Annotated in this window: 14 protein-coding genes; 3 read left to right on the top strand and 11 right to left on the bottom strand. The window is 47.7% G+C overall.

The features are described 5' to 3' along the window. Positions 1 to 69: 69 nt before the first annotated feature. From ACFSUS_RS02220 to ACFSUS_RS02195, 6 genes are all read right to left on the bottom strand, one after another. Positions 70 to 2,163 carry an ArnT family glycosyltransferase gene (locus ACFSUS_RS02220; RefSeq protein ID WP_381518434.1) on the bottom strand — a complete coding sequence of 698 codons (2,094 nt, stop codon included), beginning with the start codon at positions 2,161 to 2,163 and terminating at the stop codon, positions 70 to 72. 72 nt (positions 2,164 to 2,235) lie between these two features. Further along, positions 2,236 to 3,342: a DegT/DnrJ/EryC1/StrS family aminotransferase gene (locus tag ACFSUS_RS02215; RefSeq protein ID WP_381518432.1), complete on the bottom strand. Its 1,107-nt coding sequence runs from the start codon at positions 3,340 to 3,342 to the stop codon at positions 2,236 to 2,238. Between the two features lie 99 nt (positions 3,343 to 3,441). Then, complete coding sequence (locus ACFSUS_RS02210) at positions 3,442 to 4,698, bottom strand: ABC transporter ATP-binding protein (protein WP_381518429.1); 1,257 nt, start codon at positions 4,696 to 4,698, stop codon at positions 3,442 to 3,444. A gap of 61 nt (positions 4,699 to 4,759) precedes the next feature. After that, positions 4,760 to 5,599 (bottom strand): ABC transporter permease, encoded by an 840-nt coding sequence (locus ACFSUS_RS02205; RefSeq protein WP_381518427.1) that lies wholly within the window; start codon positions 5,597 to 5,599, stop codon positions 4,760 to 4,762. 82 nt (positions 5,600 to 5,681) lie between these two features. After that, positions 5,682 to 6,791, bottom strand: coding sequence for a GumC domain-containing protein (locus tag ACFSUS_RS02200; protein WP_381518425.1), 1,110 nt, complete (start codon positions 6,789 to 6,791; stop codon positions 5,682 to 5,684). A gap of 13 nt (positions 6,792 to 6,804) precedes the next feature. Then, positions 6,805 to 9,426, bottom strand: coding sequence for a polysaccharide biosynthesis/export family protein (locus ACFSUS_RS02195; RefSeq protein WP_381518422.1), 2,622 nt, complete (start codon positions 9,424 to 9,426; stop codon positions 6,805 to 6,807). A gap of 250 nt (positions 9,427 to 9,676) precedes the next feature. On the opposite strand from ACFSUS_RS02195, the gene ACFSUS_RS02190 reads away from it, so the two are divergent. Then, positions 9,677 to 11,569: a DNA topoisomerase IV subunit B gene (locus ACFSUS_RS02190; RefSeq protein ID WP_381518421.1), complete on the top strand. Its 1,893-nt coding sequence runs from the start codon at positions 9,677 to 9,679 to the stop codon at positions 11,567 to 11,569. Between the two features lie 82 nt (positions 11,570 to 11,651). On the opposite strand, the gene ACFSUS_RS02185 is transcribed toward ACFSUS_RS02190, so the two are convergent. Together ACFSUS_RS02185 and ACFSUS_RS02180 are read right to left on the bottom strand one after the other, a co-directional pair. Further along, positions 11,652 to 12,137, bottom strand: a complete 486-nt coding sequence (locus ACFSUS_RS02185) for a fasciclin domain-containing protein (RefSeq protein ID WP_381519150.1) — start codon at positions 12,135 to 12,137, stop codon at positions 11,652 to 11,654. Beyond that, on the bottom strand, positions 12,071 to 12,436 hold the full coding sequence (locus ACFSUS_RS02180) for a fasciclin domain-containing protein (RefSeq protein WP_381518419.1): 366 nt from the start codon (positions 12,434 to 12,436) through the stop codon (positions 12,071 to 12,073). Before ACFSUS_RS02180 ends, ACFSUS_RS02185 begins: the two co-directional genes overlap by 67 nt. A gap of 506 nt (positions 12,437 to 12,942) precedes the next feature. On the opposite strand from ACFSUS_RS02180, the gene pheA reads away from it, so the two are divergent. Then, positions 12,943 to 14,022, top strand: a complete 1,080-nt coding sequence (pheA, locus tag ACFSUS_RS02175) for a prephenate dehydratase (protein ID WP_381518417.1) — start codon at positions 12,943 to 12,945, stop codon at positions 14,020 to 14,022. A gap of 252 nt (positions 14,023 to 14,274) precedes the next feature. Next, entirely contained in the window at positions 14,275 to 14,985 is a 711-nt protein-coding gene (locus ACFSUS_RS02170) for a sulfite oxidase-like oxidoreductase (RefSeq protein ID WP_381518414.1), read from the top strand. 9 nt (positions 14,986 to 14,994) lie between these two features. Here ACFSUS_RS02170 and ACFSUS_RS02165 read toward each other — a convergent pair whose 3' ends face one another. The 3 genes from ACFSUS_RS02165 to ACFSUS_RS02155 are packed head-to-tail and all read right to left on the bottom strand — an operon-like array spanning position 14,995 to position 20,052. Then, on the bottom strand, positions 14,995 to 16,629 hold the full coding sequence (locus ACFSUS_RS02165) for a hypothetical protein (protein ID WP_381518411.1): 1,635 nt from the start codon (positions 16,627 to 16,629) through the stop codon (positions 14,995 to 14,997). A 34-nt stretch (positions 16,630 to 16,663) separates the two neighbouring features. After that, positions 16,664 to 18,862 carry a hypothetical protein gene (locus ACFSUS_RS02160; RefSeq protein WP_381518409.1) on the bottom strand — a complete coding sequence of 733 codons (2,199 nt, stop codon included), beginning with the start codon at positions 18,860 to 18,862 and terminating at the stop codon, positions 16,664 to 16,666. Then, positions 18,859 to 20,052, bottom strand: coding sequence for a BatA domain-containing protein (locus tag ACFSUS_RS02155; RefSeq protein ID WP_381518406.1), 1,194 nt, complete (start codon positions 20,050 to 20,052; stop codon positions 18,859 to 18,861). The genes ACFSUS_RS02160 and ACFSUS_RS02155 overlap by 4 nt, the downstream gene beginning before the upstream one ends. Positions 20,053 to 20,092 lie beyond the last annotated feature (40 nt).

Here is a 20,092-nt window from a genome sequence, read left to right as displayed (position 1 = left end):
ATATGATAGTGCTATACATCTAAAATTGACAAGCTTATTTATCCACGAGGGGCAACACTAGCCTGTCATCTAATGCGGTTTAAGTTTTCTGAGATAATAGTCTTCGCCGGGTACAATTACGGCGTTTTTCATTGTTGTGTCTGTGCCTAAACGTATATCGCCAGGTTGCGGACAAACAATACTTCTTGCAAAAAATAAATAATCAGCTTCTTTAGGAACAGGCCTTAGTCTCTGCTCGAACGGATTAAGGGCCAGAAGCCGACGTGATAATTTAGGGCCATATAACGGATACTCGTAATCGTCATTAATCGTGTACAAACCGACAGTCGCGTTGGCTGGCACAATTTCATCAAACCGCTTGTAAGCTACCGAAATATCGGGTCGGCCGAGAGTCATTTGCTGAATACGATCCGATTTAAAGGCTGACGGAAACGATCGGCCGTCGGGAGCGGTCCAGGCAAAGGGCAAAGCTCGTGTGTTTAAAAATACGCATAGCAAGGCCGAAATGCAACCTAGCACGGTTACAAAGCCTACGTAAGTCTTCCATAGGGTGCGGTTTGGCTGGTCTACTCTAACCCTGGGATGTAGAAACAAAAGGGCTAGAAACGTAACCCCAAACAAGCCAGTTTCTATGAAATAACGGCCCTTAAACGGATCATAGGGCGCCGAATAAGAGAGAGCCGCAAAATGAAGCAGCAAGGCCAGACCTAAAAACAAATGCGGAGTTGACCGCACAAAACCAATCAAAACCAAAACTAATAACGGAAAAATCAAGCCGAAGCCGAACACGCCCCAGTAAGGATTAGCGTTGTAAAAGGCAAACCGGCGGTCAAAGGCGAAGGGCTGAATTGAAAAGTCGGTTTCCTCGTCTAATCGCATGTGCAGCTTGTCTTCCAAAACCACAATTGGTTTGCGCATGGCATGGTTTACAGTAGCACCTAGTCGCGTGTTTCGAATGCCATCTAAGTTAACGTGGTCATACGCATAACGCGCCACATTGCGGCTTCCTTGTTCAAGTAGATTTCGCAATGGCCCCGCCCGCTCTACCGACTGGTGTTTCAACGCCGTTGGTGGACCAATGGGATGCCCGAACACTTCAATGTTTTTAAGATAACCCGTAGGTAATGTCCACAGACATACGCCCACTAGTATAGCTGCACCCAGCCGCCAGGTTCGCTCGATAGTAACTGACCACGAGGGCGACAGGAAGACGGTATAGACCATAATCACGAACACCGAAGGCAGCAGCAACGCAAACGTGATTTTGTGACCAAATGCAATGCCAAAAGCCATACCCGCGAGATATAGATACCGGCTGTCTTTAGTAGTCGGCTTCCCTGTTGTTGTAGCAAGTTGTGTGCCAACGCTTTGGTAGGCAAACAGCATATAGAGCAGAACGCTCAAATACGACGTTAAAACAATGTCGGTTTCTGTAGTAATGGCCTGCATTAAAAAGTCAGGCAACAGGGCGTAAGCTAACGCACAGAAAAAGCTAGCCGACAGTTTGTTTCCGATCCGTTGTACGATACCGAAGACGGCTACAATGGCTGCCCAATAGCTTAAATGGTGAATAAATTTAAAGCCATTTTCAAAATGGCCAGTCATCAGGAACCCATAAATCTGTAGGTTACAGACGCTCTTTGGATACGTGTCGATATTCCAGTTCGTGCCTCCAAAATGCCGCATGGTTCCCCGTTGCATGTATTGCATCACCCGGTTAAGGTGCCCCGTCATACTATCCCATTCATTAGGTACGGTAAACAGTACCAGCAAAAGGTTCGTGACAGCAATAACGGTCAGTGTCGCAAGTAGTGTTGAGAATAAAAATTTAGGAAAAGTGGACAGATCACGGAACCACTCTTTAAATGTACGTTGGCGTTCTTTAATGAGTGCCAGTACTGAAAATGGTTGAATACTGGGCGATAATTGTCGCAGAATTACTCCAAGTAACGTGGCCGTAACGAAAACAGCACCTGCCCACGCCACTTCACTAGCCGTCAGATATAGCGCCGACAAAACAAAACCTGTCAGAATGACGCTGCCCACTCCTAACAAATACGTGGTTAGTAGCCACTCTATTAATGAACGACGACAAATCTTGGCTGAAAGTTGGCCGACGTAAAAAATGAAGGCAACTAAAGGAATAATATATAAGAAAGTCATACTATCGAATACGAACTAGTAGATCAGGCTCTCTAAATGCTGAGCAGCCAATGGAAAAATGTTCAGTATGTATTATTCGATACTAACGACTGCAACCGCTTCATTGACAATCATGGCAATGCGCTCAACATCGACTTCTTCCAGATCGGGATACATCGGCAAGCATAGCACACGTAAAGCTACGTCTTCTGATATTGGACAGGGCTGATGGCCTACCGAAAATGGCAGGGTATTGAGCGAAGGATAAAAATAACGACGAGGAACAATGTCCTGCGCTTTTAAGGCGTCCACAACCCGCAGTAACACCTCTTCAGATTCAAATACAACAGGGTAATAAGCATAATTATAGTCTACGCCGGGCGTTAGGGTAGGGCGTCTTATTTTGCGACCATCAGCCTGCGAAAAATCAAGTCGCGTGTCGTAATAACTAAAAACCTGTTTCCGTGCGGCAATCAGATTGGGCACTTTGGGCAGAACGCATAAGCCCATGGCCGCATGAAACTCAGAGTTCTTCGCATTAATACCAATGCTGTAATAGTCGTCGTTCCGGTGCCCGAATGAACGATAGAAATGCAATTTTTGGGCGATTTCATCGTCATCGGTAATGATACAGCCTCCCTCAACGGTATGAAACACCTTAGTCGCGTGAAAGCTACAGGTGCTAATATCTCCGTAACTCAAAATAGAACGGCCATTATAGCTAGCGCCAAACGTATGAGCCGCGTCATATATGACTTTTAGGTTATATTTTTCGGCAACAGCCTGAATCTCCTCAATCCGGCAGGCATTTCCGTAGACATGGGTTGCCATAATCGCCTGCGTATTTTCGGTAATGAGCGGCTCAATTTTAGCAGCGTCCAGACAAAAGTCGTCGGGGCGAATATCTGCAAAAACAGGCGTACATCCTTCCCACAGCAGCGCATTGGTTGTTGCCACGTAGGAGAAAGGAGTTGTTATAACCTCTTTTGTGATGTCTAGGGCTTTCAGCGCCATCTGAAGGACAATGGTGCCATTGGTGCAGAATTTCAGATGCTTTACACCCAGGAACTCTTTCATCTGAGCTTCTAGGTCGCGGAGCAGCGGGCCATCGTTTGTTAGGTACACCCGTTCCCAAATGCCCTTCAAATAGTTGGTGTATTCCTCTAAGTCCGGTAGGTATGATTTGGTTACGTTGATCATGGTTTTGGTTTTAGGGACTCCCGACCGGGATTCTCGGTGTACGGTTCGTGGTGCATAAATTATCGAATGTGCCAAGCGTAAACCATAGACCAAAGCCCCTTATTTAACGGATACTTCCTCCTGCATTTCCATATGGAAGGGGAATTGAGGACGCACGTACCCCGGCCACTTACCATACCAGGCGATGCCTTCGCGGTAGTCCTCTACATCAAAGGTAATGCCTTCCTCCATAATATAAAGAGGGGTAACGGTGTCCTTAACCACCATTACCGAGATAGTGTAAGAACCATCATTCAGGAAATAGCCAGGAATGGTACACTCTCCTGCAATCAAACCTTTCCCATATGGCTGCGATTGTGTTCCGATGTTAAAGATACACTCGCCCGTGAGCGAATTGAGGTGCATACTGAGGTTCAGGTTCGCCCGCTCCATCATGTTCCAGAACTCGAACCTGAGCTTCATTGGTGTGCGAACGTCAATGTGCGTAAGGTTATCCTGGTATTCTGGCGTGAGCTCAATCCGGCGAATTCGAACGAGATCATTACCAGGGGCTTCCTCGGGAGTATCCCAATGGCGCGTCAGACGGGTTTTGGAGACTTTACTCAGGTAAGATGCAATTACCTGGTTGGTTTCGCCTTGCTCAATCAGTTGACCTTTCTCGAAATACAAAGTCTTGTTACACAGCGCCTGTACAGCCGTCAGGTTATGGCTTACGAAGATAATGGTCCGGCCGCTGGCTGAGTTGTCGCGCATTTTGCCTAAGCTCTTTTTCTGAAACTCAGCATCGCCAACCGCCAGCACTTCGTCAACAATCATAATTTCGGGATCGAGGTGAGCCGATATGGCAAACCCTAACCGCACGTACATTCCGGAAGAGTAGCGTTTAACGGGGGTATCTAAAAACTTTTCAACACCCGCGAATGCCACGATGGCATCAAACTGCTGGCGAATTTCACTGCGGCTCATTCCCAATAGCGATCCGTTGAGGTAAATATTCTCCCGGCCGGTCAACTCTGGGTGAAAACCTGTGCCAACTTCTAGTAAGCTTGCCACTCGGCCACGAATTCGCACTGTACCCGTAGTCGGCTCAATGATTTTGCTCAAAATTTTGAGCATGGTTGACTTACCGGCCCCGTTATGCCCGACAATGCCCACACGGTCGCCCTGTTCGATCGAAAAACTTACATCGCGTAAGGCCCAGAATTCTTCCTGGGTTATCCCGTTTTCCTGTTTTTTACCACCAAAGAGGTGCCTGACGTTCTCCGTTATAACATCACGGAGGGTGTTAGCGCCTTTGCCTTTCTGATGATCAATAATGTATTGCTTACTTATATTTTCGACGGTAATTACGGACATAGTGAATTTCGATCTACGAATTTCGAGTTACAACGTACTGCGCTACGAAATTCGTAATTCCTTAAATGTCATCAACAAATGTGTTCTCACGTTTACGAAAAAAGTAAACCGACAAAGCTAAACAAACGATTACAATAGCTACAGAGGTCACCAAACTTTCGGGGTTAAAATACGCTTTTTCTCCTAATAATGACCAGCGAAACCCATCAATTATACCTACCATCGGGTTCGCCCAATAGAAAGGAACCCACCAAACATCGCCCTTTTCGGCAACTAGCCGACTGCTGTAAGCAATGGGGCAGGCATAAAAGCCAACCTGTACTAAAAAGGGAATTAACTGGCCTACATCACGAAATTTCACGTTTACAACCGCAAAGAATAAGCCAAAAGCAAAGGCCGCCAGTACAGCTAATAGTATGAAAGCGGGTAAGAATAACAAATGCCAGTCGGGCACAAACTTATACCAGATTGCCAGCAGAACAAACAAACCCAGCGCAACCAGAAAGTCGACAAGGCTTATCGCAATGGCACTGATTGGCATGATCAATCTTGGGAAATAAACCTTACTGACCAGATTAGCGTTCACAGTTACGCTGTTGCTTATCTGGGTAAAAGCGGTGGAAAAAAACGTCCAGATGGTAATGCCACCCAGCACCATTAATGCATATGGAATACCCGGATCGGGTGGGAGCTTAGCAATCTTGCTGAAAACAAGTACCATGACCATCATGGTTAATAACGGGCGGATAAGCCCCCAGGCTGTACCAAGAGCTGTTTGCTTGTAACGCACTGATACGTCCCGCATTGACAGGATAAACATGAGCTCGCGGTTACGCCACAAGTCCCGCCAATAATGCCGTTCTGAGCGGCCGGGTTGAATAATTACTTCGTGTGTTTTCATTAATAATCCGCTGCTTTTGTCTACTAGGCAAAGCAGTAAGCTACTACTCAATTGGCTCGATAATCGTTCACCGACGTTGATATCATTCTTCCCGCATGATTGAGCGGTACGTTTCCCGGAAGAAAATTATGATCATAGCTAAAAATAGCCCCAGGGCAATACCCGCCTGCATACCTACTTGAGACTTCTGGTCTTTATAGAGGGGGAAGGTCACGGGTTCAATGATCGTGAACAGCGGAGCTTCTTTAATAAGCGTTAGGCGCATATTGTCTGCTGCCTGAAGCGCCGTGTAATACAATTGCGTTAGAAACGTCGAGTTACGGGACAGTTTGTTCTCAAGAAGACGACCCTGCGCAACAACAACCTGCGAGTTCTGATCCATGTACTGAGCCAGCCGATTTTCAGTACCAGTTAGAATTCGGGCTACTGAGTCGGCTCGTTCTCTCAGCAAGGTATACATCTCGCTGGTTTTCTTGGTTTGCTTCTGACGGTAGTCTTCTTCAATTGTCGTGAGATGCGTCGTCAGGAAGTTAGCGGCCAGCTGCTCATCTTCCATGGCGCAACGAAGTTCCATAAACGATGACTTTCGCTCAGGCTGTGACACTCCCATCTCGCCTTTGATACGGGCGTATATTCCCGTCATGGCTAACTGCTCAAGTTTGGTATACTCTTCCGGTTTTTTACTGCGCTTAAAGTAAAAGGAACGCAAAGTATCACTATCGGCCCATTCGTCGTCGCGGATACCACTATGCCGAATATAATAATTCACCAGTAACGTATCCTTACCGTTGATGGTGTCCATTTTCATCAGTGTCTTTTCGACGACTGGACGCGATTTGGCGTAAATAATGAAGTTATCACCTACAAAAATGTTGGCATCTGGTGCTCCCGCACTTAAGCCGAAAGCACCCGCTAGCTGGCCTAATTCACCACCAAAGCCACTGCCAGATGAGCCACCACCGAGGTTAAACGTAATAATTGCGTTGTACGTTGGCCGTGTTTGGTGCGTCAAATCGTAAGCAAGGCCTATTGAGCCTGCAATAAGGGTAATGACCAGCAGCAGTTTCCAGTTGCGACGAGCTACGTGCTTTATTTGCGCAATGCGTAATATAACAGACTTGGGTGAAATCTGATCTGGCGGAAGCGGCCTCGCGTTCGTCAAAGTATTGGGTGTACCGTTCGTTGGCGTCATGGCTTTTAATGAATTAATTTCCTACTCGGCTCAAGGCAATTACTAGTCCGATAACTGAGAGAAGTGAGGAAATAGTACCGGCGGTAGAGCTTAATATTTGTTGTGGCGTCAGTGGTGTCGTCGTCTTTTTAGGAACGAATACTTGAGAACCGGGCTCTACACGTGGATAAATATTAAAGAACATAAACTTCCGTGTGCGATCAATTGACCCGTTCGCATAAATCACGAATGATTTACGACGCTGTGATTTCGAAGTAAACCCACCCGATTGAGAAATGTAGTCTTGGAACGTTTGCCCAGAGCGAAATTTGACCGTTGTTGGTTGCAATACTTCGCCCTCAACCCGGATTGTTTCCAGAACCTTCGGAACCCGGAGGATATCTCCTTCTTGTACTAATATGTCTTCCGACGAACCTGGTTTGGCTAAGATTTTTTTCAGATTGATACCAATTGACTCCTGTTTGTTGGTAGCGATGGTATCAGTCTCAACAACAACCCGCCCTGCCGTGCTAACGGCATCAGACCCTTCCCGAATCGACCGTTGTAGTCTGGCAACTTCTTCCTGGCTAAGTGTTACTCGACGGATCAGCGTTGCACCTTCAACATACGCCTGAGGAGTTAATCCTCCTGCTAAATTAATCAAATCGGATATCTTCTGGTCTTTCCTCTGTATAGCATAGGAGCCAGGTACAATCACTTCGCCTTCTACGTTGGCGTATACCTGAACCATGTAGTTCGGCGACCGGCGCACAATAATCTGGTCGAAAGGCTCCAGAACAAACTTATTCTGATCCGTATCGATAGATAGATCACGATTGACGTTGAATCGCTGAATGTCTGCTATCTGCGCAGAAGCAGAGCGGGGATCTACATCTTTCTTGCGACGTACTACTTCAACCAGCGATGCGGCTGCCGATTCTTTTAAGCCACCGACTCGCACGATCGCATCATTCAAGGTCATGTTAGCCAGATAAGGGATAAACTCATCCGGACTGTTCACCTCGCCCATCACCGAAATGGTAGCCTGCTGTGCCAAATCGAAACGCGATGGAATGATGATCTGGTCTTCGCGCTGTAAGTTTATGTCGGGTTCGCTACCTGCTAAAATCGCAGCCAGATTCACGGTTATATTTTCGAGCGCTAAATCTTCCCGTGTCCGAACAATATTTACTCGACCGGTAAACGCATCACCTTTCAGGCCTTCAGCAGTGGCAATGAGTTGTTTCAATGTCCGATTCTTTTCAAGTGAATACTGACCAGGGCGGTAAACGGCCCCTTCTATCGTGAGCTGGTTTTCGAAGCGGCTGAGTAATTGCTCAACAGTAACTACGTCGCCATCCTGCATAACGAACGTCTTAAATTCAGGGGCGCTTACGTCAACTACTTTAAGTTCGCGGTCAGTAAGTCGGGTTACTTTTACCAACCCTTTGTAGGCGTTTGAGGCAAAGTCACCGGCGTAGAACAGAAGCCGGTCAAGGGTTTCGCCAGGTAGCATCTCAAAAAGATTGTTACGCTTTACGGTTCCCGTTATCTCGACGCGAGTTGTGTACGTGCTAAACCGAATGTTGTCATTATCCTGTAAGCGGTAATCATTCCGCTGTGTACCATTTAACAAGTAATCGTACAGATCCAGCGTAGCCAATACTTTATTATTACGAATGAGCTGTACTTTTCGGAACGAACCTAGCTCATTTGGACCTCCGGCCTGATAAATCGCGTTCATAGCCGTTGAAAGCGAGGAAAGCGTGTATGTGCCGGGGCGGATAGCTTCGCCGGTAACCGTTACCCGAATACTACGGATTGTTCCTAATGATAATTCCAGGAAGGTGTTGGCAGGTCCGTAGGAGGTATTGCGCAGACCAACGTATCGTTTTGCCAAACGGCTGGTAATTCGGCTTTTCGCCTGTTCAATCGTCAGCCCTGATACAAACACGGGACCAATACCGGTGGCTTGCCCAAAATACACATTACCATCTGGAGAGACAGTCTGGGTGAAATCCGTTTCCGAGTAGCCATATAATTGAATATTCAGTTGATCCCCTGGTCCAATAATGTAGTTACGAGGGGTGGCAATGTTCAGGTTTGGCTGGAACGTAGTGGCCATCGCTGGGTCGTTAAAAGTTGAGTAGCCGAAAATTTTCCGGCGAGCCTCTTCACGCTCGCGGTTACGAGCTTGTTCATACCCATCCTCAACCGCTTCTTTGCTGTTCAACTGAGCTTGAGCTGCTGTATCGCCAGGGGCCGCATTTTGTGTCCGACCGGTTCTGCCGCGGTTTTGAGTTCCCGCTGGAGTCTGTGTTCCTTGAGGAGTAGTGCGGCCAGGAAGCTGACCGCCCTGTTGATTAATTTGCTGCTGAATGCTGGGAGGTAAACTGCTTGCATTGACACCTGCTGGTAGCGCAGCACCGCGTCCGGGCTGCGCTGGGCCGGCAGGCGAGGTACCCGAGCGTATGACACCAGGGGCGGTTGTTCCGCCACCGGTTGTGGTGCCAGGGGTAACCTGAGCCTGGACTATAAGACTGGTTGCTGACAGGAGCAGGATAGCTAATCCTGTGCTGGATTGGCGTCGTAAAAGAGCCGTAAGAGAAAGAATGATTTTTGACTGGATGTCGTGGAAAAGTCGCGGATTTTGCATATTTTTAAGATCTCGAACACTGCTGGCAATCATGAAGGAGAAGACCTGTTTGTAACGATATATCTAGCTTTATAGTACGCAGCACAGTTCAGTCGGCAAAGTAAGTGAACTTTTGCCGGATTGCGAACAGTTTTCTATTATGCGGAAAATTTTCTTATCTTGTTCCATCAAGGTATAATTTTTCCAATGTTTGCACGAGGTGACTTATTCGTGTTTTCACCTGTTTTGATCTATTACTTAATTACCCTGTATGTCAGAATTGATAAATCAGCCCGTCCAATATAACGAAGATAGTATACGCTCATTGGATTGGCGTGAGCACATCCGCCTTCGCCCAGGTATGTACATTGGTAAACTTGGCGATGGATCGGCCGCTGATGACGGCATCTATGTCTTGCTCAAAGAAACGATAGATAACTGCATCGACGAGCACGTAATGGGCTTTGGTAAAACAATCGACGTGCGTGTGACAGATCACCGTGTCGAGGTTCGTGACTATGGCCGTGGCATTCCGCTTGGGAAGGTCGTTGAGGTCGTTTCTAAAATAAACACCGGTGGCAAATACGACTCCGGGGCTTTCCAGAAATCGGTAGGCCTGAACGGCGTTGGTACCAAAGCGGTCAATGCGTTGTCCAGCTACTTTCGGGTTCAATCGTTCCGGGACGGCCGCACGGTCTGGGCCGAATTCGAGCGGGGTGACCTCAAGCACAAAGGCGACGAGGTGACCACTGAGCGCAATGGAACGCTTATTTGCTTCGAGCCCGATGATACGGTGTTCAAGCATTTTCATTTCATTCCGCAATATCTGGAGAATATGATCTGGAATTATTGCTACCTGAATGCCGGGTTGACTATTGCGTTCAACAAGCAGAAATACATCTCACAAAACGGTTTACTGGATCTGCTACGTAACAAAACCGACGAAGATTCGCTACGTTACCCAATTATTCACCTCAAGGGCAATGATCTCGAAGTAGCCATGACGCACGGTAATCAATACGGTGAAGAGTATTATTCGTTCGTTAATGGTCAGTATACGACGCAGGGCGGTACACACCTCGCAGCCCTGCGTGAAGCCGTTGTTGAAACGATCCGCAAGCACTTCGACAAAAACTACGATGTAGCCGATGTCAGAGCTTCAATCATTGCGGCCGTTAGCATTCGGGTGCAGGAGCCGGTGTTCGAATCGCAGACCAAAACAAAGCTAGGCTCGATCAACATGTCGCCCGAGCCGAATGCTCAGTCGGTTAACTCGTTTGTTAAAGATTTTATCAAAGAACGTCTGGACGACTTTTTGCACATGAACCCCGCTGTGAAAGATGCCCTAAAAAAGCGGATTGAACAGTCGGAACGTGAGCGCAAAGAACTGGCCGGTATCAAAAAACTGGCCAATGATCGTGCCAAAAAAGCAAGCTTGCATAATAAGAAATTACGTGACTGCCGCAACCACCTGCCCGATCTGAAAGCAGACGATCGATACCAGTCGACCCTGTTCATCACCGAAGGCGATTCGGCTAGTGGATCGATCACTAAATCGCGTAATGTACAGTCACAAGCCGTGTTCAGTTTGCGGGGTAAGCCACTTAACTGTTTTGGCCTGACCAAGAAAGTGGTGTACGAAAACGAAGAGTTTAACTTATTACAACACGCCTTAGATATTGAGGACGGGCTGGAAGGATTACGCTACAATCGAATCGTTATTGCCACCGATGCTGATGTAGATGGTATGCACATCCGACTGTTGATGCTGACTTTCTTCTTGCAATTCTTTCCTGATTTAGTACGTAACGGACATCTATATATATTAGAGACGCCGTTGTTTCGTGTACGTAATCCTAAAAACCACAAAGAGACCACGTACTGTTATTCGGAAGAAGAGAAGCAAGCCGCTATTGACAAGTTGACAAAGGGCGGTAAGAAAGTGGAAATCACCCGGTTTAAAGGCCTTGGCGAGATTTCACCCGAAGAGTTTGGCTTGTTCATTGGCGAAAACATGCGCCTGGAACCTGTTATTATGGAGAAGGAAACTTCGGTGCCCAAACTGCTCAGCTATTACATGGGCAAGAACACGCCCGACCGTCAGCGATTCATTATTGATAACCTGCGCATTGAGAAAGATATAGAAGATGCAGCATTAGTTTGAAAAGCACTAGTTGAACAAAAACGGGAGATCTTGCACAAGATCTCCCGTTTTTGTTTGTCGCTCCAAGACTAATCACTGTCCGTTAGGGCAATAACACTCGGTCGATGACGTGAACAACACCATTGGTTGTTCCTAAATCCCCCTGAGTGATGTTTGCGGCATTCGTTCCATTGCCTTTGCCTGTAATGGTAACTTTACCACCGCTAACGTTGAAACGAACGCTTCCACCCTGAGCCGTAACTACATCCGCCCCATCCTGGAATGTGGCCGAATAAGCCCGGTAGTTCAGCACGTGGTAGTTCAGCAGATTGGCCAGTACCTTTGGATCAGCTTTCTTGATAGCGGCTTCGTCAGCATACCCAGCCGCTTTGAAGGCTGCGTTGTTAGGGGCAAAAACAGTAATTCCTTTATCAGTAATTGCTGTCAGATTGGATTGAACGCCCGCTTGATTGATAGCAGCTACAAACAATGAAAGGTCAGCATTAGCTTTTGCCAGGTCAACTACACTGACTGTAGGTGGAGTGAGCACCTGGTCAATGATGTGAATAACCCCGTTCGTAGCAGGAATATTAGTCTGGATAACCTTTGCTTTATCGACAGTGATGACCCCTGCCGAGGCTGCGTATTGGGTAATAATGTTGCATAGGTCGTGTTGACTCCCGTCGGAAAAGCCGAAGCATCAACCGTAGAAGCAATCACGTGGTATTGAAGAAGCCGTTGCAGGTCGGCGGCCGGGGCGGCATTAACAGCCGCTACGTTGGCATAACCAGCCGCCCGAAAAGCGTCGTCTGAAGGCGCGAAAATCGTTAACTTACCTTGCTTCAGCTGATCGCCCAAGCCAGCTCTCTGTACGGCAGCCGCCAGCAAAGCCAGATTTGCGGCCCCGTTGATGTAGTCCGTTCCTGATACAACGACAGGCGTAGTTGCCGTTGTTGACGAACCTGGCGTAGTGGCTGTAGTTGATGAGCCTGGGGTAGTAGTCGAAGATCCCGGACCTGTGGTTCCGGTAGGGGGTACTTGCGGATCAGGATCATTTCGCTGGCAGCTTACCAGAAACGTACTTGCGCATAGAAACAGGGCAATTATGAACTTAACTGATTCCTAAATTGATGTTATCTTTTTCATGCGTTGACGTAGTTTAGTGAATACACGTAGTCAGCATCATACACTTTTCATGGAGCGACGGCGCTGATTAGGGCTTTAAACATGATATGATAGTAAGTTGTTTGACAGGGCCTGGCAAGCGCCCTTATGTGGAGAATTTATAAAAAGTGGCTAATTATCCTTTTACGGTGAACAGAAGCGTTATTTTTGCGGCCACATCTCAACGCTGTAGCCTTAACATCTTACTTCAATAACCGACACCTGCTTCCGTGAACGTAACCCTCGAATCGCTCCGTAACAATATTGATGCTCTCGATGACCAGCTTTTGACCCTGCTTAATCAGCGAATGGAATTAGTACGTCAGGTAGGTGAACTCAAACGCACGAGCAACACCGTTATTTACCGACCCGAACGCGAGAAGCAGATTCTGGATCGACTTCATCAGCAAAACGGTGGACTGCTGAACCGGTCGGCAATTGAGGCTATATTCCTGGAAATTTTTGCCGTATCCCGAAACCTCGAACTTCCCGAGCGAGTAGCCTATTTGGGGCCAGAAGGGAGCTTCACGCATCAGGCCGCCGAAAGTCGATTTGGCGCTATGAGCGCTTACATGGCTTTGCCCACCATCCGATCCGTGTTTGAAAGCGTAGAGACGGGCCGCGTTCGGTTCGGCGTGGTGCCGATTGAAAACAATCAGGAAGGCGTTGTCAGCGAAGCTATTGATTTACTACTCGAGAAAGACCTGAGAATTGCTGCTGAAGCGCAGATTCCGGTGCATTTTACGTTTGCAACCAAGGCCGAAAATCTAGCTGACATAACGCATATCTATTCAAAAGATATTGCGTTCCGGCAGTGCAGCCGGTTCCTGAACGACTCATTTGAGGGGCTCAAGGCCGAGCTGGTGCCAGTTGAGTCGACGTCAAAGGCTGCTAAACTAGCGGCTCAGCAACCGAATACAGCGGCTGTTTGCTCTTACATTGCCGCTAAGTTATTTGATGTGCCTGTTCTCTTCGACAACATTGAAGACAGTGATTTAAACCGGACCCGCTTCCTAATCTTAGCAAAAGACTTTATAAATCAGCCGAGTGGGCAAGATAAAACTACATTGATCGCTCGGCTGCCCAATACGGAGTCGCCAGGTGTGTTAGCCGAATTCTTGCAGGAGTTTAATGCCCGACAAATCAACTTAACTAAAATCGAAAGTAGGCCATTGCGCGACGGAGCCACTTTCCGGTACTGGTTTCTGCTGGAATGCGAAGGCCATGCCAGCGATCCGGCTCTTCAGGAAATCCTGAATCACCATGCGGCTGAAGTAAAGCTATTGGGCAGTTACGTACGAGTGGCCTAACTGCTCATTCAATCAGAACAGAATTTTTTGCATTTCGGCGTGCTAGTATGGTTTGCTACCTGCCATCGCAAAAGTTTCGCCCTGGTAGTACTCGCTTTTGTATTGGGCTTCCCGTCCAAGCTTAAGATAACGTTCTGGTGTATAGTAGGCTTTAGGCTGGGTATTCATAAAATCAGCATTAAGTTTTCAAAACTACAAAAGGAAATCTTCGGTTTATGAAGATGTATTGTATGTAAGAAACACTATTCTACTATGGAAGCGAACTCTTCATCCGAAAGTCCTGATAAACTGGATCGGATTGTCGAAGCCCGAATGAAGCTTAAGCGTCGGTTTGAGGATAAAATGGCCCAAACGCCCTCTGTAATCGACGATAAACCTCGTGGTTCTGGCGCAACTAACCGTCATGGTATGCCAACTGTGCCTATCGGGCAAACTGTCACCAGCAAATGGCCAGTACTGGATTTAGGGTATCAGCCAAACATTCCGCTCGACAAATGGCAGCTTGCTATTGATGGCGACGTGAACCACCCCATCCGGCTTAAATGGGATGATCTGATGGCGTTACCGCAAGTAGAAGATACCAGCGATTTTCACTGTGTCACAACCTGGTCTCGGTTAAATATTCCCTGGGTTGGCGTACGATTCATGGATCTGGCAGCCCTGGTTGACCCAAAGGGGACGGCTACACACGTAATGTGCTATGGCTACGACGGGTATTCAACGAATGTGGCTCTAGAAGAGGCACTTAAGCCTGATGTGCTGCTGGTGCATACTGCCGATGGCCAACCCTTAGCCCGCGAACATGGCGGACCGCTTCGTATGATTACGCCACAGTTGTATGCCTGGAAAGGGTCGAAATGGATTAAGCGCATTGAGTTTTTGTCAAAGAATCAGTTAGGCTTTTGGGAAGAACGTGGCTACTCTAATACCGCGTATCCCTGGCGCAATGACCGTTATTCTTGATTAGTGCCATTACGAAAGCTTAGGCTCTAGCCAAAGAGCTGTCAGGCAAACGATAAACAGAATAAACCAGGCCCAGTTGGGCAATTGCTCATTTATCTGACGAGCATTGTCAAGGCTTGCCGTCTGATAGGCTGAGTGAGCACGCACGAATTGTTCAACCATTCGACGGTCGCTAACCTGGCCGTCTGACCTGCCTTCCACGTAGACAGCTAACGAGTCCTGTACTGGTAGCCAACCTGACCGGCGCGAAATAAACGTGGCGCTTGCGGTACGTTGGTTAATTGGGGAGTATGACAATTGAAGGGTGTCCTGACCGACTCGTACTTTAGCTGGTCTGCTGGTAAGGTTGTTAACCGAAACAGGTTCGGGTAAGCCGCTGTAGATTGGCGCGTCTACCAAAGCATTATTCTTGTCGGAATTTGACAAACGGGTTAACGTAGCCGTCCAGATGCGGTTGTACGTTACACTATCGCCACTTAACGACAACGGAAACGTTTCGCTTAAAAGACTAACGCCTACCCGACCTGTGGTTCGTTGCACCGCAATTGGGTACCCAGTGACCGGAAACTGATTGACGGCATCGCTGAAACGATAGGGGAGGGCATTTAAGCCATTCCCAAGCGGAATCGTCGGTTCGTTGGATACTTTACGAACCTGCCACCGGCTACCAACCGCTTGATTGATAGTCCGACAGTCGACCTCCGGATTGACTACATTAATAAATAAGACGGATCTGCCATCTGCAAGGGCTTTGCGAACCGTTACGTTGGCTGCATTATCAGGTTCTGTTATAATCAGGTCAGGTACTTTATTCGTTGCTTTGTCGACCTTATTGATGCGAACGTCGCTGGTTATATTTTTGGAAAGCGTCGTCGACAGTTGCACGGTATGGCCCTGTTTGCCCAGCCAGTTGGCCAGTGTTTTACTTTCAAAATCAGGACTGTTTAGCAAAAACAGCACAGTAAGTGGCTCCGTCGGGCGAGAATAGAAGCGAACTGTATCAAGTGTTACGTCACCCAGCGTAAGTGCGGTTTGTGTACGCCCTCGTGTGAACGCTGGGAATTCCAGGGCGAAGCGGTTAGCCCCTTCCTTTAGAGCAACGCTGTCTATGGTTCGAGTTCCGTATCGAATGGCCAGCGTTTGTTTCTTAGACGACCGAAGCTGCCCTGTTACTCGTTGCATTTCCCCCTGTCGTACAATTCCTTTCCAATGGATGTCTTGTACCTGATCTACCCCATCGTACGGTATCCAATGTACAGCCGCATTGCTTAACCGAGTAAGGCTTGCGGTCGGAAATTCTTGACCTATTAGCGTAATTGAGTCGTAATCCGCTTTAAAGTTGCGGGCTGTAAAACTGTCTTGAATGCGAAGGCTGTCTTTTACCCGGCGTACAAAGTCTGCTGGAACGTCGTTACTAACCAGTAGGGCATGATTTGCTGACTGGGCACTTTGCCAGCGAAACTGCAGGAAATAGCCGACCACCACTAGCCATAAAAGGAAGTTTAAGCCGACTTTAAGCCATTTACTAATAGTTGATAAAGAGCTATTACGGTTAATGAGCCATACTTGACCAACAAGTACTAGCAGCAGGATACCCCCTATAGCCCAGTTAATGGGCTCATTCCAATTTATTGATGTTCGCATAATTGTAGCCAGCCCGGCCAGGCTACCTTTTTTGTTATTTTAAGTGCCGCCAAAAAGCTTTTTGCAATGATTGATCACTAACATAGGACGTGCCTGTGCGCTCGGCGGCTCCACTTAGCGCGTAAAGCTTCGTTTTTAACTGAGTGCGTTCCTGGTCTGAAACAGACTTTCCACTGGCCAACTTTTGAAGAGATGCCAGTACCGACCAATTCTGTAATCCGCTGTTAACGAGGTTATTTGCCAGCGCATTGCCGAGTTGCTGCATAAGCTGGCGTTGTTGGGTCGAGAGCTTTGATAATTCCAAATAACCAAGCGCCTGTGCAACGAGCGACTCAATACGTTGTTGATCGTAGACCCGGTCCTGCCGAAATGTTGGCGTTACATTTTTTAATTCCCCCGTTAGGCGTAGTTCTTTTTCCTTAATAGGAGGAGGGTCAAAGCCGGTTTTCTTAACGTAAGACCGGGCCTTTTGCTGCGATAACTTCAGGTATTCCAACGCTTTCTTTTCGTATGGTAATGCCTTTTCGGGTTCATACAAACGCAAATGCAACTCAGATTGCCACATCTGCTCCAGGGCCATTTTTAGCAAACTCCTGGTCGATTGCTCGTGGAATGTATTCGTTTCGGCGTTGTCGTGAGAATGCATGTACTGCTCCATCAAAGCCGCTAGTGGGTCTTTATCTTCGTTGGTGGCACCGCCATGGCCGTGTTCTTCATGCTCTTCTTTATGGTGCTCCGCTTCGTGCTCGCCCTCGCCTTTGTCGTGGTCGTGCATGTAGCCCGCCAGTGGATTCTCATCATCGTCCGGTGGGCCAGCGTGACCGCCACCAATTGACGTTTCAAATTCTTCGCCCAGAAACTGGCCATATCGCAATCGTAGCGCTTTCTGGTCAAAGCCAATCTCGTTCGATGTGCTATTAAACGTCTTCGTCGGTGTTTTTTTGCGGTTAGCAATGAGCTTCTCTGTATCAATAATGATTTGTCGTTGGCTCCGGAAATACTCTGGCATGATGTTAACCGCCATTGTCGCTAAGGCGCTCTCTTCTACCTGCGTCGTATCTTTGTAAACGACAAAGTAAGTGTCCGACTTCGTAAAGTTGGGCTCCGGCTGGCGGTTGTCAAAGGCCGCCCAGTAGTAATACAGTTCGTCGCCGGGAGCGAAGTTTAAAGCGTTCAGGTCGATTGTTTTGTTCAACCGGGCTTCTTTAAAGTTTGCCTGGCCCAACGGCATTCTAACTTCCCGAAATTTTACGTTCTCCCCCGAACCGCGTGCCACGGTGGCGACAATGAACGCCTGTGACACGCTGAAATCATCAGAAAACGTAGCCGCTACATTGAGTGTTTTAGGGTCTTTTAAATAATGAAAGCGATATAATTCTTTGGAGTCGGGCTCAATCTTAGGCGCTAAATCCGGCTTAGCTTCGAGCCGATAAAAATCAGACTGGTAAATCAACGAATCACGGTCTGATTTCGGGTCATGCCAGTAAGCTTTGAGCGCGTAAAGCCCTGAGCTCACCAGCCGGTCCTGATACGTAAACGATCCTCCGGACTCTTTAAAGGTTAATTCCTGCCCTCGACTATTCACCAATCGCACGGCTACTTGTTGAGATTGGCTGAATTGTAAGCGCCAGCTCAACATAGAACCGACGATTGTCGATACATTTAGGTTTTTGGAATTAGTTTCTGGCAAACGCGTATAGGCTGGCGGTTGAACGCGTACCTCTGCCGATTGAAAGGTTGGAGCTGTTGGTGCAGGCTCTGCCACAAAGGCCTGGAGGAAGCTTCTTTGGTTCGGTGTCTGCGAATTGCTCTGTAACAAAGGGTAGGCGTAATGAATGACCAGGGCAATCAATAAACCTGCTCCATAAAGTCCAGCGTTAGATAATAGCACCCGCGGTATTCGAACGTTCTGTACTTGTTCGTTCAGCCGTTCAAGTTGAAGCTGTTCTGCCAGATTTAACGGAGACTTCGTGAGAAGCGGTAAACTGTATTCTGTATCGCCAACGGTTTGGTGAATCACCCGAATAGCCTGCGGTTTCTTATCCTGATAAAGTCGGCTGAGCCAAACCCCCAGACCAAAACCCACGAATCCAGCCAGTATTGGCCAGACTGGCGACGTGGTGAAAGTAGCCGTTAGGAAATAAGCCGATGCCGCTAACAAAACGCAACGAAGGACGGCGTTGGCGTAGAGCTGGTAAGTAACTGACGATATAAGGCGTTTCAGTTCGTTCATGCGTTTTTGGTCAAAGCGAGCCACCGCTCGATTGCTAGTAAAACAACAAACAGAAGGAGTAACAGATTCTGAATACCAGCCTGTTTGGCTGTATTTGACGTCACGGTGGTCACAAACAGGCTTTGCAAAGCTTGCTGGCTCAACGGCTGCCGACTATTCAGAAGTCCGTATGTTTCTATCAATCGCTCACCCAACCACTCCGGTAATCGGCCGGTGGCTACTAAATCAGAAGTTTGCGGAGTCAGTGGTTCGTTCGTGAAAATTACGTTACTCGGCGTGGCCGGTTGCTCAGCTCCTGAAAGTACGTAAAGCGTTCTCGGTGATACCTTAACTGGGAATTGGTCAGTTAGCACCCAATCGTACGATTGATTAGGTGTTACTTTCTCTTCAATCATCAGGTCGAAGGCATATACATCGGTAAGGGCGGCCAGTGCTGCCTTGATCGTCTGCCGTTCATGCTGGTTTCGGAAATTAAGCAGTACCCGAATCGGGCCTGTATGTGCTGGCGAATTCTGATACGTTGAACCAGGATCTAGTACGGTGCTGCTTATTAATTTACCAGCACGATTTACGAACAGTTTCTTGTTGTCTTTGCCTGTCAAATAGGCTTTAGGCTGAATCGTTGAATCGATAGCCGTATGCAATCGAAATCCGGCCGGAACCGTAATAACTGGTACGCTGGCCAGTGTCTGATCGTTAATGAGGTATAGATGTAGTTCGGTGTTTGGAGCGTCTATTTGCTGGAGCGCTGTTTGTAAGGTAAGCACATTGAACGATTCGGGCTTCAACGATTTGATGGATTGATCGTTAAACGGCTCCAGAGCCTTCGTGGCCCAAAAAACGGACTCGCCCTTCTTTCTTGCTTCATCTAATTCAAACTTAAAGTTGTCTATCAACAGGGCGTTCGGCTGCACCAGATGTACTTTATGCTTATGCTCTGATTGGGCATTTTGTCGCAAAAGTGGCTGACTTAGCATGAATGCTAATAGAACAAGTAATAGGCAGCGGACAACCAGTAGCAGTATGTTGTCTAGGCGCAACCCACGGCTTTGCTGTTGGTCGCGTTCAACAAGCCATTGCGTAGCAGCCCAGGGCTGCGGCTTTCCTCGCTTCTGATGCCAGAAGTGAATAGCTATTGGAATTGCCACAGCCAGTGCACCCCATAATAAAGACGGCTCGATAAACTGCATAAACTAACGCACAAGCGTGAGGATAATCTCGTTATGATGT

The sequence above is a fragment of the Spirosoma soli genome (genome assembly GCF_042684525.1).
GTDB lineage: Bacteria > Bacteroidota > Bacteroidia > Cytophagales > Spirosomataceae > Spirosoma > Spirosoma soli.
The sequence above is the reverse complement of the archived record's forward strand: the minus strand, read 5'-3'. Positions and strand labels throughout refer to the sequence as shown.

Bases quoted from the DNA above. Each gene is read 5' to 3' on its own strand.
- ACFSUS_RS02220 (WP_381518434.1), bottom strand. From the start codon at position 2,163: ATGACTTTCTTATATATTATTCCTTTAGTTGCCTTCATTTTTTACGTC.
- ACFSUS_RS02215 (WP_381518432.1), bottom strand. From the start codon at position 3,342: ATGATCAACGTAACCAAATCATACCTACCGGACTTAGAGGAATACACC.
- ACFSUS_RS02210 (WP_381518429.1), bottom strand. From the start codon at position 4,698: ATGTCCGTAATTACCGTCGAAAATATAAGTAAGCAATACATTATTGAT.
- ACFSUS_RS02205 (WP_381518427.1), bottom strand. From the start codon at position 5,599: ATGAAAACACACGAAGTAATTATTCAACCCGGCCGCTCAGAACGGCAT.
- ACFSUS_RS02200 (WP_381518425.1), bottom strand. From the start codon at position 6,791: ATGACGCCAACGAACGGTACACCCAATACTTTGACGAACGCGAGGCCG.
- ACFSUS_RS02195 (WP_381518422.1), bottom strand. From the start codon at position 9,426: ATGCAAAATCCGCGACTTTTCCACGACATCCAGTCAAAAATCATTCTT.
- ACFSUS_RS02190 (WP_381518421.1), top strand. From the start codon at position 9,677: ATGTCAGAATTGATAAATCAGCCCGTCCAATATAACGAAGATAGTATA.
- ACFSUS_RS02170 (WP_381518414.1), top strand. From the start codon at position 14,275: ATGGAAGCGAACTCTTCATCCGAAAGTCCTGATAAACTGGATCGGATT.
- ACFSUS_RS02165 (WP_381518411.1), bottom strand. From the start codon at position 16,629: ATGCGAACATCAATAAATTGGAATGAGCCCATTAACTGGGCTATAGGG.
- ACFSUS_RS02160 (WP_381518409.1), bottom strand. From the start codon at position 18,862: ATGAACGAACTGAAACGCCTTATATCGTCAGTTACTTACCAGCTCTAC.
- ACFSUS_RS02155 (WP_381518406.1), bottom strand. From the start codon at position 20,052: ATGCAGTTTATCGAGCCGTCTTTATTATGGGGTGCACTGGCTGTGGCA.